Source organism: Pseudomonas sp. B34(2017) (assembly GCF_002112915.1).
Taxonomy (GTDB): domain Bacteria; phylum Pseudomonadota; class Gammaproteobacteria; order Pseudomonadales; family Pseudomonadaceae; genus Aquipseudomonas; species Aquipseudomonas pharyngis.
Genome location: NZ_NEJA01000001.1, coordinates 134,509 through 147,482 on the forward strand (window position 1 = coordinate 134,509; position 12,974 = coordinate 147,482).

Annotated in this window: 11 protein-coding genes; 5 read left to right on the forward strand and 6 right to left on the reverse strand. The window is 60.9% G+C overall.

The window, feature by feature from the left end:
- Nucleotides 1-4: 4 nt before the first annotated feature.
- The 3 genes from CAF80_RS00620 to CAF80_RS00630 all read right to left on the reverse strand — a co-directional run bounded on the left by CAF80_RS00620 (nt 5) and on the right by CAF80_RS00630 (nt 2,814).
- Nucleotides 5-1,156 (reverse strand): TDT family transporter, encoded by a 1,152-nt coding sequence (locus CAF80_RS00620; protein WP_085666686.1) that lies wholly within the window; start codon nt 1,154-1,156, stop codon nt 5-7.
- Nucleotides 1,157-1,261: 105 nt separating this feature from the next.
- On the reverse strand, nt 1,262-1,573 hold the full coding sequence (locus CAF80_RS00625; protein ID WP_074687581.1) for a cupin domain-containing protein: 312 nt from the start codon (nt 1,571-1,573) through the stop codon (nt 1,262-1,264).
- A 53-nt stretch (nt 1,574-1,626) separates the two neighbouring features.
- Complete coding sequence (locus CAF80_RS00630; RefSeq protein ID WP_074687580.1) at nt 1,627-2,814, reverse strand: MFS transporter; 1,188 nt, start codon at nt 2,812-2,814, stop codon at nt 1,627-1,629.
- Nucleotides 2,815-2,905: 91 nt separating this feature from the next.
- Here CAF80_RS00630 and CAF80_RS00635 point away from each other — a divergent pair, with 91 nt between their 5' ends.
- The gene (locus tag CAF80_RS00635) at nt 2,906-3,448 is read left to right on the forward strand and encodes a TetR/AcrR family transcriptional regulator (protein WP_074687579.1); all 543 of its coding nucleotides are present in this window, start codon (nt 2,906-2,908) and stop codon (nt 3,446-3,448) included.
- Nucleotides 3,449-3,581: 133 nt separating this feature from the next.
- Nucleotides 3,582-7,052 carry a hybrid sensor histidine kinase/response regulator gene (locus tag CAF80_RS00640; protein ID WP_085666687.1) on the forward strand — a complete coding sequence of 1,157 codons (3,471 nt, stop codon included), beginning with the start codon at nt 3,582-3,584 and terminating at the stop codon, nt 7,050-7,052.
- Between the two features lie 9 nt (nt 7,053-7,061).
- On the opposite strand, the gene rmuC is transcribed toward CAF80_RS00640, so the two are convergent.
- Both rmuC and CAF80_RS00650 read right to left on the reverse strand, forming a co-directional pair.
- Nucleotides 7,062-8,426 (reverse strand): DNA recombination protein RmuC, encoded by a 1,365-nt coding sequence (rmuC, locus tag CAF80_RS00645; RefSeq protein WP_166742348.1) that lies wholly within the window; start codon nt 8,424-8,426, stop codon nt 7,062-7,064.
- A 175-nt stretch (nt 8,427-8,601) separates the two neighbouring features.
- Nucleotides 8,602-8,925, reverse strand: coding sequence for a hypothetical protein (locus tag CAF80_RS00650; RefSeq protein WP_074687576.1), 324 nt, complete (start codon nt 8,923-8,925; stop codon nt 8,602-8,604).
- Between the two features lie 953 nt (nt 8,926-9,878).
- Here CAF80_RS00650 and CAF80_RS00660 point away from each other — a divergent pair.
- The 3 genes from CAF80_RS00660 (at nt 9,879) to CAF80_RS00670 (ending at nt 12,281) form a co-directional block, all read left to right on the forward strand.
- Complete coding sequence (locus CAF80_RS00660; RefSeq protein ID WP_007950419.1) at nt 9,879-10,103, forward strand: hypothetical protein; 225 nt, start codon at nt 9,879-9,881, stop codon at nt 10,101-10,103.
- A 277-nt stretch (nt 10,104-10,380) separates the two neighbouring features.
- Nucleotides 10,381-10,863, forward strand: coding sequence for a hypothetical protein (locus CAF80_RS00665; protein ID WP_039769836.1), 483 nt, complete (start codon nt 10,381-10,383; stop codon nt 10,861-10,863).
- Between the two features lie 146 nt (nt 10,864-11,009).
- A complete protein-coding gene (locus CAF80_RS00670) occupies nt 11,010-12,281 on the forward strand; it encodes an OmpP1/FadL family transporter (protein WP_074687575.1) in 1,272 nt (423 codons plus the stop codon).
- 81 nt (nt 12,282-12,362) lie between these two features.
- On the opposite strand, the gene CAF80_RS00675 is transcribed toward CAF80_RS00670, so the two are convergent.
- Nucleotides 12,363-12,923, reverse strand: coding sequence for a glutathione peroxidase (locus CAF80_RS00675; RefSeq protein ID WP_039769833.1), 561 nt, complete (start codon nt 12,921-12,923; stop codon nt 12,363-12,365).
- Between the last annotated feature and the right edge of the window lie 51 nt (nt 12,924-12,974).

A 12,974-nucleotide genomic window follows, 5' to 3' on the forward strand; every position in this document is an offset into this window, starting at 1 on the left:
CAGGTTATTTCTTCAAACCTGCAATGCACGGTGAAACAAACAGCTCACCGCGCCACGCGCCTTGCAGCGTGCGTTTACCGACGATCAGCCACATCACCGCCAGCAACGTCACCATTACACAACCGGCCACGCTGAAGAAAGTCAGGTGCAAGGTGCTGCCCAGTTTCAGGGTTGCCAGCGAATAAACGCCCAACGGGAAGGTGAAACCCCACCAGCCGAGGTTGAACGGAATACCGTCACGCAGGTAACGCACGGTGATCAGCAGCGCCATCAGCATCCACCACAGACCGAAGCCCCACAGCGTGATCCCGGCGATCAGGCCCAGGCCCGAAGCGATTTCACCGATGCCCGGCAGACCGTTGGCCGCGAAGATCGCCGGGGCATCGCCGCCCAGCAGCAACATGCCCAAGGCGCCGGTGCCGATCGGGCCGAGAGCCAGCCAGCTCGACGCCGCCATGTTTTCGTGGGGCAGTTTGTGCAAGGCCATGCGCAGCAACAGGATGGTCAGGATGCTGAACGCCACCGGCAGAGAAAAGGCCCAGAGCACGTAACTGGTCACCAGCACCACCAGTTGCGAGTGCGCATCGGCGAGATGCGGCGCCAGCAGTCCACCGCTGGCCGCCGCCACTTCCGCGGCCACCACCGGCAACAGCCAGACGGCGGTCATCTGATCGATGCTGTGTTCCTGACGGGTAAACATCATGTAGGGAATCAGCACGCCGCAGGCCAGCGACATCGCCACGTCCAGCCACCACAACACTTCGGCCAGTTGAATGACCCCATCGCCCCAGCGCGGCAGACCGAACAGCAGAAAGCCGTTGATGATGGTCGCCAGGCCCATGGGAATGGTGCCGAAGAACATCGATACCGTGGAGTGCCCGAAGATCCGCCGAGCTTCGTCGAAGAACAGAATCCAGCGGGCGGCGTAGGCAGCGGTAAACAGCACGAACAACAGAATGTTGAACAGCCACAGCCCTTCGGCCACGGCGTGCAGGCCGGGAATGGAAACGGGCAATTGCGCCAGCGCCAAGGCCAGCACGCCGGTGCCCATGGTGGCGGCGAACCAGTTCGGGGTGAATTGGCGGATCACTTCACGCGGGTGCTGAAGCTGGCTGAATGGCTTGATGCCGGGTTTGGCGCTGTTGGGGCAAATCATCATGAACTCCTGTCCTCAGGTGAGGTTGAGCTCATGGTAGAACCGAATCGAATATCTATATAACGGGTAATATCTCTAACTGTTATCTGTTTTGTAGATATGAAGTCAGACACTGCCTTCGGTTTCGATCACCAGAATCCGCGCCGCGCCCTGAGGATGAGCGACGTGTTCAGTGCCGATGGACGCGTAGAAGATGTCGCCAACATCAAGCAAGACCTGCTTCTCCTCACCTTCTTCGCGGTAGTGCATGAGCACTTTGCCGTCGAGCACCACAAACACTTCTTCACCGTCATTGACGTGCCATTTGTAGGGCTGATCGGTCCAGTGCAGGCGCGTGGTGATGCCGTTCATGTTGGCGATGTCGAGCGCGCCCCAGGCGCGCTCGGCGGTGAAGGTCTTGCTGCGGATAATCTTCATGCGTCGATCCGTGAGAAGAATGGGCTGGCCAAGGCTAACCGAATCTGACGGGCTTATGGAGCGCTGCAGGTCTTTGCCGCTTGCGCCCGGAAACTCATCAGCAGCGCTCCGACCGCCAGCACGATCAGCACCGCGCCATACACATCGGTGGTGGTCAGCAGGCCCACGCTATGGGTGAAGTGCCCGGCCAGCAACGCCGGCAGGCAGAACGCCAGGTAACTCAGCACATAAAATGCCGACATCAAACCGGCACGCTCATGGGGCAATGCCAGCGGCACCAGACTGCGCACCGCACCGAGAAAACCAGAGCCAAAGCCACAACCGGCCACCAGCGTGCCAAAGAAGAACAGCGACAGACTGGCGCTGTGCACGCCCAACAGAATCAGCACGATACCGGCCGGCAGCAGGCTCGCCCCAAGTTGCAGCGCCCGGGAGGCGGGACGATTGCGCAAGGTGAAGATCATCAGCGCACCGGTCACCGTCAGCGCCGCAACAGTGGCACCGCCGATCAGGTTGGAGGTGGAGCCAGTGGCCGTGCGCACCAGCGACGGTGCCAGCGAGGCATAGAAACCACCGAGCGCCCAGGTCGCGGTGTTCAACGGCAACACTCGCCACAGTGTCGAACGCGCCTGGACCGGCACGTGCAGGGTCGGCCGCAACGAGGCCCACGCCCCGGCCTGCGGCGAGACGCTCTCCGGCAGGCGCCACACATAGATGCCCTGCAACACAAACAGCGCGAGCAGCAGCCAATAGGTCAATTGCAACGGCGCCGGGGCGAATTCCGCCAGCAAACCGCAGCCCATGCCGCCCAACGCCATGCCCAGCAACGGCGCAACGCTGTTGATCAGCGGCCCCTGCTGGCGATCAATGTCCAGCAGCGTCGCACTCAACACAGCGGTGGCCATGCCGGTGGCAAAACCTTGCAGCACCCGCGCGCCGATCAGCCAGCCCACGCTGTCGGCGTAGATAAACAGCAGCATCGCCAGCGCATTGAGCGTCACGGCGGTGAAGATTACCGGTTTGCGTCCCAGGTGGTCCGACAGCGAACCGACCGTCAGCAACGCGGCCAGCAGACTAAGGGCGTAGACGCCGAAAATCAGGGTCAGCACCAGTGCCGAAAAATGCAGCTGATCCTGATACAGGTGATACAACGGCGTCGGCGCAGTGGAAGCGGCGAGAAAACTCAGTAAGGTGATCGCCAGAAACCACAGGCTGGAACGGTTGGAAGCAAGGCTGGTCATGTGCACACTCCGCAAAAGCTAATTTTTTGCTTTTGCGGAGTGTGCTCTTGGCTTGCGCTTAAAGCAAATTCTTTGTGTTAAGGTCTGCCGCATGGCTATTAAAGAAGGTTTACGCCCGGGTGGCCGCAGTGCCCGGGTGCAGGAGTCGATTCACTCGGCAGTCCGCGCGCTTCTGCAAGAACAGGAGCGCTCAACGGTGACCGTCCCGCAAATCGCGGCGCGCGCCGGGGTGACGCCGTCGACGATTTATCGGCGCTGGGGCGATCTGGCGACCTTGCTGGCCGACGTCGCCCTCGCCCGCATGCGCCCCGACAGCGAGCCGGCTGAAACCGGCAGTCTGCGCAGCGATCTCCGCGCGTGGGCCGAACAATACCTCGACGAAATGAGTTCGGAACCCGGGCGCAACATGATGCGCGACGTGCAGGCAAGTGCGACGCCGGGCTATTGCGTGGCGATCATCGGCGCGCAGTTGCAGACCATCATCGAGCGCCACCCCAAGGAACCGGCGCCGAGCGTGGATCGGCTGATCAATCTGGTGGTGTCCCCGGTGGTGTTCCGCATTCTGTTTTCGGCAGCGCCGCTGGAAGTCGGAGAACTGCACCGCTTGATCGACATCGCGCTGAAACCGGACTGACCGCAAACCGGCCGGTTCTGTTCCTGCGACACCCCGCCGCGCCACGACCTTGGTCGACACTGACTAACCGCCGCGCCCGTGCGAGACTGTCTGACCGGGCGCGAGTCCGGTCGTTTTCTGTCGGGAGTGTTCCATGTCGTTGTCCACCGGGCTGATCGCCGCCGTCGCCCTGGCCTATATGGCCATCATGTTCGCCATCGCCTTCTACGGCGACCGTCGCAGCACGCCGCTGCCGCCACGGGTGCGTGCCTGGGTGTACAGCCTGTCGCTGGCGGTCTACTGCACCAGCTGGACCTTCTTTGGCGCAGTCGGCCAGGCCGCCGAACAACTCTGGTCATTTCTGCCGATTTACCTCGGGCCGATCCTGCTGCTGCTCGGTGCGCCGTGGGTGCTGCAGAAAATGGTGATGATCAGCAAGCAGGAGAACATCACCTCCATCGCCGACTTCATCGCCGCCCGCTACGGTAAATCCCAATCGCTGGCGGTGGTCGTCGCGCTGATCTGTCTGGTCGGCGTCCTCCCCTACATAGCCTTGCAGCTCAAAGGCATCGTCCTTGGCGTGAACCTGCTGATCGGTGCCGGCGCCGACGCCATGGGCACCCGCGCCCAGGACACCGCGCTGATCGTGTCGCTGGTGCTGGCGCTGTTCACCATCGTCTTCGGTACGCGCAACCTCGATGCCACCGAGCACCACCGGGGCATGGTGCTGGCGATTGCCTTTGAATCGCTGGTCAAGCTGTTCGCCTTCCTCGCCGTCGGCGCCTTCGTCACTTATGGCCTGTATGACGGCTTCGACGACCTGTTCAACCAGGCGATGCTCGCCCCGCGCCTGGAGGAATACTGGAAAGAAACCATCAACTGGCCGTCGATGGTGGTACAGACCGGCGTAGCGATGATGGCGATCATCTGCCTGCCCCGACAGTTCCACGTGACGGTGGTCGAGAACATCGACCCGCAGGATCTGCGCCTGGCCAAATGGGTGTTCCCCGCCTACCTCGCACTGGCCGCGCTGTTTGTAGTCCCGATCGCCCTGGCCGGTCAGATGCTGCTGCCCAGCTCGGTCATCCCCGACTCTTTCGTCATCAGCCTGCCATTGGCCCAGGCCCATCCGGCGCTGGCGATGCTGGCGTTTATCGGCGGTGCGTCGGCAGCCACCGGCATGGTGATCGTGGCGAGTGTGGCGCTGTCGACCATGGTCTCCAACGACATGCTGTTGCCGTGGCTGCTGCGCCGCAACAATGCCGAGCGGCCGTTCGAAGTGTTCCGCCAGTGGATGCTCTCGGTGCGTCGCGTCAGCATCGTGCTGATTCTGTTGCTGGCCTACGTCAGCTACCGTTTGCTCGGCTCGACCGCGAGCCTGGCGACCATCGGCCAGATCGCCTTCGCCGCCGTGACCCAACTGGCCCCGGCGATGCTCGGCGCGCTGTACTGGAAACAGGCCAACCGGCGTGGTGTATTCGCCGGTCTCGCCGCCGGTACGTTCCTGTGGTTCTACACCTTGATCCTGCCAATCGCTGCGCGCAGCCTCGGTTGGTCGCTGGACAGTTTCCCCGGACTCGCCTGGCTGCACAGCAACCCGTTGAACCTGCCGATCACCCCGCTGACCCAAGGCGTGGTGCTGTCGCTGGCGGGCAACTTCACGCTGTTCGCCTGGGTCTCGGTGCTGTCGCGCACCCGCGTGTCGGAGCACTGGCAGGCCGGGCGTTTTATCGGCCAGGAAATCAGCGCCCGGCCGAATGCACGCTCGATGCTGGCAGTGCAGATCGACGATTTGCTGCAACTGGCGGCACGCTTTGTCGGCGAAGAACGCGCGCGGCAGAGCTTCATCCGCTTCGCCTACCGTCAGGGCAAAGGCTTCAACCCGAACCAGAACGCCGACGGCGAATGGATCGCCCACACCGAGCGTTTGCTGGCCGGTGTCCTTGGCGCTTCTTCGACGCGAGCGGTCGTGAAAGCCGCCATCGAAGGTCGGGAAATGCAGCTGGAGGACGTCGTGCGGATCGCCGACGAAGCCTCGGAAGTGCTGCAGTTCAACCGCGCGCTGCTGCAAGGCGCGATCGAGAACATTACCCAGGGCATCAGCGTGGTCGACCAGTCGCTGAGACTGGTGGCCTGGAACCGCCGCTATCTCGAGCTGTTCAACTATCCGGACGGTTTGATCAGCGTTGGCCGACCGATTGCCGACATCATTCGCCATAACGCCGAGCGTGGTTTGTGCGGCCCCGGTGAAGCGGAAGTTCACGTTGCCCGGCGCCTGCACTGGATGCGTCAGGGCCGCGCCCACACCTCCGAGCGACTGTTCCCCAATGGCCGGGTGATCGAACTGATTGGCAACCCGATGCCTGGCGGCGGCTTCGTCATGAGTTTCACCGACATCACCGCGTTCCGCGAAGCCGAGCAGGCGCTGACTGAGGCCAACGAAGGGCTGGAGCAACGGGTCAGCGAACGGACCCAGGAACTGTCGCAACTCAACGTCGCGCTGACCGAAGCCAAGGGCAATGCCGAGGCGGCCAACCAGTCCAAGACCCGCTTCCTCGCCGCCGTCAGTCACGACCTGATGCAGCCCTTGAACGCCGCACGGCTATTCTCCGCCGCCCTCTCCCATCAGGAAGACGGCCTGAGCGCCGAGGCGCAGAAACTGGTGCAGCATCTCGACAGTTCGCTGCGTTCGGCCGAAGACCTGATCAGCGACCTGCTGGACATTTCCCGCCTGGAAAACGGCAAGATCAACCCGGATCGCAAGCCGTTCGCGGTCAATGAGCTGTTCGATATTCTCGGCGCGGAATTCAAGGCACTGGCTCAGGAACAGGGCTTGAGTTTCCGGGTACGGGGCAGTCAGTTGCGCATCGACAGCGACATCAAGTTGCTGCGGCGGATTCTGCAGAACTTCCTCACCAACGCTTTCCGCTACGCAAAAGGCCCGGTGCTGCTGGGCGTGCGTCGGCGCAAAGGCGAAATCTGTCTGGAAGTGTGGGATCGCGGGCCGGGGATTCCGGAGGACAAACAGCAAGTGATCTTCGAGGAATTCAAACGCCTCGACAGCCACCAGACCCGCGCCGAAAAAGGTCTGGGCCTGGGTCTGGCGATAGCCGACGGTCTGTGCCGCGTGCTCGGCCATACCTTGCGCGTGCGCTCATGGCCGGGGCGTGGCAGCGTGTTCAGTGTCCGCGTGCCGCTGGCCAAAGCGCAGACCGTGCAGGCGCCAGCAGCGGTGGAAATCAATGGCAAATTGCACAGCGGCGCGCAGGTGCTGTGCATCGACAATGAAGACAGCATTCTGATCGGCATGAACAGCCTGCTCACGCGCTGGGGCTGTCAGGTGTGGACGGCGCGCAACCGAGAAGAATGCGCGGCGCTGCTCGATGACGGCGTGCGGCCACAATTGGCGCTGGTGGACTATCACCTCGATCACGGCGAAACCGGCACCGAGTTGATGGCCTGGTTGCGCACTAGGCTGGGCGAGCCGGTGCCCGGCGTGGTGATCAGCGCCGACGGGCATCCAGAAACCGTGGCGCAGGTGCATGCAGCGGGGCTGGATTATCTGGCCAAACCGGTGAAACCGGCGGCGTTGCGGGCGTTGTTGAGTCGCTATTTGCCGCTCTAGCAGAGCGGCTTATTCAGGTAGCTCGACCAGGCCATCGGCATCGGTCATCGCGCGCTCCAGCAGATCCGCCGGCAGGCTTTTGCTGGCCCGCGCGCCGAGCAACTTGAGCTGTTCACTACGGCTGACCAGGTTGCCGCGCCCTTCTGTCAGCTTGTTGCGCGCCGCGCTGTAGGCTTTGTCCAGTTGCTGCAAGCGATTGCCGACTTCGTCCAGATCCTGAATGAACAACACGAACTTGTCGTACAGCCAACCGGCGCGCTCGGCGATTTCCCGGGCGTTCTGACTCTGGCGCTCCTGCTTCCACAGGCTGTCGATGACCCGCAAAGTGGCCAGCAGCGTGGTCGGGCTGACGATCACGATATTGCGGTCGAAGGCTTCCTGAAACAGTGACGGCTCGGCCTGCAATGCAGCGGAAAACGCCGCTTCGATGGGCACGAACAGCAAGACGAAATCGAGGCTGTGCAAGCCTTCCAGACGTTTGTAATCCTTGCCGGCCAGACCTTTGACGTGGCTGCGCAGGGACAGCACGTGCTGCTTCATGGCGATCTGGCCGATGGCATCGTCGTCCGCCGCCACGTATTGCTGATAGGCGGTGAGGCTGACCTTGGAGTCGACCACCACCTGCTTGTCGCCCGGCAGGTAAATGATCACGTCCGGCTGGAAACGCTCGCCATCCGGGCCCTTGAGATTGACCTGGGTCTGGTACTCGCGGCCCTTCTCCAGCCCGGCATGCTCAAGCACGCGTTCGAGAATCAGCTCGCCCCAGTTGCCTTGGGTTTTCTGGCCCTTCAGGGCGCGAGTCAGGTTGGTCGCTTCGTCGCTGAGGCGCAGGTTCAGTTGTTGCAGACGCTCCAGTTCCTTGGCCAGCGAAAAACGCTCGCGGGCTTCGGCCTGGTAGCTTTCCTCGACGCGCTTTTCGAACGACTGGATACGCTCCTTCAGCGGGTCGAGCAACTGGCCGAGGCGCTGCTGGCTGGTTTCGGCAAAGCGTTGTTCGCGCTCATCGAAGATCTTGCCGGCCAGTTCGGCGAACTGTGCGCGCAGCTCGTCACGGGAACCTTGCAGGTCATCCAGGCGTTGTTGATGGCTTTCCTGTTGCTCGCGCAATTCGGCATTCAGCGAAGCCGCCTGGGCGTCCAGGCGCCGTAATTCGGCTTCCTTGTTCGCGCGTTCGAGGTTCCAGGCGTGGGCGGCGTCACGGGCGTCGTCGCGCTCGATCTGCAACAGCTCGACTTCCCGGCGTACGGCGGCGAGCTCCGCTTGTTTCGAGGCGTTGGCCTGGCCGAGGTCGGCGATTTCATCGCGGCAGGCTTCGAGCTGCGCAGTGAGGCCGTCCTGGGCCATTTGCGCCATGGCCAGCCGCTCCTCGAGCAAGGCGACTTCAGACTGGTTCTGACTGGCCCGACGTTGCAGTTGCCAGGCCAATGCCAGCAACGGCACCGCCGCACCTGCCAGCCCCAGCAGGATGCTGGTCAAGTCCATCGCCATAGTGATTCCCGCCGATCCGATAAAGCCTGAAGGTTAACCAAGGCGTCTGGTCTTGGACAGCTCAGTCTTCGATCAGGCCGAGTTCCTGTTGCGCGCGTCGGTCACCGGCGCGGGCGGCCTGGCGCAGCAGGTCCTGGCCGATCCGGCGATCCCGGGCATTGCCGCACTCGCGACACATCAACTGACCGAGGCGACTCTGCGCCGCGACCACCCCTTCCCGGGCCGGTTGCTTGAGCAGGCGGCCGGCGAGGTGCTTGGCATTTCGGCTGTCGCCCAGGCGCGGGCTGTCGAGCAGCCATTCGGCTACGCGCACGGAAAATCGCTTGGGAGCGGTAACACGAGGGGGTTGGGAGGTAACAGATTCTGGAGCTGAACGAAACTTCATAAAACACTGTGGGACAGATCGGAAGGCGCGCCACTCTACTCTTTTTTTCGCACAGGTAAAGTCGAAAAAAACCCGGCACGCCCGTGCTAGAGCAAGCGCTCGGGACAATCCACAGAAGCTGTGGATAACTCAGTGGACAACCGCCCTCCAGTCGCCGCAAAGCCTTGTGGAACGGGGCTCGCAGTCAAACTGACGATTTTTTCACCAGTTAAAAAAAGCGATGTTTTTCATTGACTTAAACTTTCGATGCAGGCAGCCATCGGGGTCAGGATTGTTGTGACAGCGCCGTTACAGTCTGCGCAACTAATGTGCACAAGTACCTGTTACGCGGTTATATCGATGCGCCTTTTCGGGTCGTTTTGGCATTCGTGCTGGGGATAAGCCGCTGCGCAGAGCGTCAGCATCTTTCGGGTCGTGGCGACCGACGGAGGTAAAGTGAGCCAGATCGGGGCAGGCGGGGAGCCCGGGCAGCGGATTCTGATTTTTTTGATCATCGGGTTTGCCTTCTGCGGTTCGTTCCGTTAGTATCCGCGGCGTTAGTACCAAGCTGAAAGTCAATTCCGGTCGAACACACCCCCACGGTCAAGTTTCTCTTACAGAGACCTTCACTGAAAAAAGCGGGATCGACCCCTCGATGGTTTCCAGGTAAATCTTGCGACGACACAGTCTTTGAATCGAATGCAAAGAGTGTTGCGAAGACCACTTACTCTGACCGAACCAACCTGCAAATTGATCAGGATCTTCACCAAGGGCCCAGAACCTCTGCCCTTGATATGTTGCCTGTCCTCCTAAGTACCTACCTGCCAGCCCAAGCGCGCCAACTTTTATAGCGCTCGAACTGGCTGCCTTGTTCCAGTCGGGTTCTTCGTTCGACCAATGGTGGTTGACGTTACTGGAACGTTTTAACGTTGCACGGTTCTTATCCGTGTCATTTGTAGGAACACCTAATAACTATGTCGACTCAAATCCAGACTCAGGATGCCATTCGCACCCTAACCAACGCTTTTGCTCCAATGAACTGCCTGATCATGGCCGCTCGCAAAGGCTGCTTCAGCTTCACCGTGGTCAATGAACACGGGATCGCCCGCCACAGCGAGCGTCTGTACCCCGATCAATACTCCAGCGCCGAACCGCTGCAGGCCGTGATTGATCGCACCCGTCAGGCATTGATCGCCTGAGAGGCCGAAATGGCTGCAAAAGCAAAAGCCCCGCTGAAAATGCGGGGCTTTTTATTGCCCGATGTTTCACTTTTACCTCTTTCCGCTTAAGCACCAACCGGTATAACGGTTATAACGGCGCGCCGGAAATATTTTAAAAACAGTCCTTTACGTCGCGAATATGACACTACACTTCAACTCAAGCGGCGTGATCCGCTTCCGGCGAGCCTGAGTCGATCCACAGCTGCCAAGCTCCCCCTTCAGGCCTCGCCGCCCAATAACAAGATCCGAGGGATTTATGGGTATCGCTGCCAGCGAACTGTGCCGCTATGTGATCCGTCCTACGCTGATCTACCTGGGACGTCACTGCGCAACCGCCGAATCCCTGCTGCTGGGCATTGCCGCCAGCCAGTCCGCCCTTGGTTCCGCCCTGCATGACCGTCGTGGCCACGGCCTGTACCGGATTGCCGAACACCGCCACCAAGCCCTTTGGGACCATTATCTTGCGCTGGATCCGGAACGCGCCAGCCTGGTTCGCGGCCTCGCCAGCCAGCATGCCTTCCTCAGCGGCCCGCACCTCGAACTGACCGTCAATTTGCGTTATGCCACAGCCATCGCCTGGCTGCTGGTCGAAGAACAAAACACTCCCCTCCCCGAGCCGGACGATCTGCTGGGCATGGCGCGTATCTGGCGTCAGACCTTTCAGCCCCAAGGTCGTCTGCGCGACTTCACCTGCGCCTGGCAAACCTGTGTTTCACCGCTGAATCAGGTCGCTTGCTGACGCGCTGTTTTCACAACATCGCCCAACAGGCATTGATTTTGGTCGGATTGTCCTACAAAACCGCTCTAACTCAAGGCATACGGACTATAGCGCCGGGACGAAAATGTTGGTAATTTTCGCCCCGGTGATCACCAGGAGTTCTAATAATGAAAAAAGTCATGCTCAAAACCACCCTTAGCCTTGCCGTAACCGTGGCATCCACCCAGATCTTCGCAGCTGGCTTTGCCATCAACGAACACAGCATCAGCGGGATGGGGACTGGGTACGCCGGGCGATCTTCTTCTGCCGACGACGCAAGCACCGTTTATGGCAACCCTGCCGGCATGTCGCGCATCACGCGCGAACAAATCACCGGTGGCGTTGCATTCCTCGACGCAAAAACCGATATCAGCGACGCCAGCTCCAGCCCGAACGGCGGCAGCAACAAAGGCGACATGGTGCCCTTCACCTCCGTACCTATGGGCTACTACGTCAAGCCGATCGACGAGCATTGGGCATTCGGTCTGGGTGTGTACGTACCCTTCGGCCTGATCACCGACTATGAAAACGGCTTCGCCGGCCGTTACTTCGGCAGCAAGTCCGAAGTCAAGATCATCACCTTCCAGCCAACGGTCAGCTACAAGTTCAACGATGTCGTGTCGATCGGTTTCGGCCCGACCATCAACCGCATCGACGGCTCGCTGGAATCCAACCTGTCGATTACTCAGGCAGCGCCGGACGGCAAGGTCAAGATCAAGGGCGACGACACCGCACTGGGCTACAACATCGGCGTGCTGGTACAGGCTACCGACAGCACTCGCCTGGGTCTGACCTACCACTCGAAAGTCGACTACAAGCTCGATGGCAACACCAAGGTCAACTACGGTGTGCTGGGCGCGATCGGCCTGGGTGCGAACCAGAAGTACGACGCTTCGCTGAAGATCACCACGCCTGAATCCGTGGACCTCTCTGTCACCCAGGCGATCAACGATCGCTGGAACGTCTACGCCGGTACCACCTGGACCCGCTGGAGCCAGCTGGAAAAGATCACCGTCAAGAACTCCGGCGTTCAGCCACTGCTGGCTGGCCAGTTCGGCGAGATCACCGAAGAACAGAACTGGCATGACACCTGGGCTTACGCCATCGGTACGTCCTACCAGTTGAACAAGGAATGGGTACTGCGTACCGGCCTGACGTTCGACCAGTCGCCGACCAACAACGTCGACCGTTCGCCACGCATCCCGACCGGCGACCGGACCATCTTCAGCATCGGTGCCGGCTGGAGCCCGACCGAAGACCTGACCATCGACGTCGCCTACTCGTACCTGAAGGAAGAGAAGGTCAACATCCGCAACGAAAACAATCGTGGCCAGAGCTACAACTCGCAGTATGAAAACTCGGCAAACGGCTTCGGTGTCGGCGCAACCTACCGCTTCTGATGCTGTACGGCGAGGCTAATGCCTCGCCCACTAAAAAGCCCCGCTCTCTTCACAGAGGCGGGGCTTTTTAATGGGCGTCGATCAGGGTTTCAGCGGCTGGGAGGCAATGGCTTTCTCGATGGCCGCCAGAAATTCAGGATCATCCGGTTTGGTCAGGCTGGAGAAATTGGCGATCACCTTGCCTTGGCGGTCGATGACGTATTTGTAGAAATTCCACTTCGGTGCGCTGCTCTGTTTGGCCAGCACCTGGAACAAGTGAGTCGCATCGTCACCCCGGACCTTCTGCGGTTCGGTCATGGTGAACGTCACGCCGTAGTTGGCGTAGCAGACCTTGGCGGTCTCGGCGCTGTCCTTGGACTCCTGCTTGAAGTCATTGGACGGCACGCCGAGCATTTCCAGGCCCTGGGCCTTGTAGCGCTGATTCAGCGCTTCGAGCCCCTCGAACTGCGGCGCGAAACCACAGAAGCTGGCGGTGTTGATCACCACCAGCGGTTTGTCGGCGTAGCGCTGACACAGGTCGATGGATTCCTTGGCCCGCAACTTGGGCAACGAACCTTGCAACAGATCCGGACAGTCCGCGGCCTGGGCCAGTCCGGTCAACGCCATCAGCAACGCGGGAACAGCACACCAGCGCTTGAGCATGTCGGGCATCCTTGAGCAATCGTCAGACCTCGACGTTACTCGCCCTCCCGC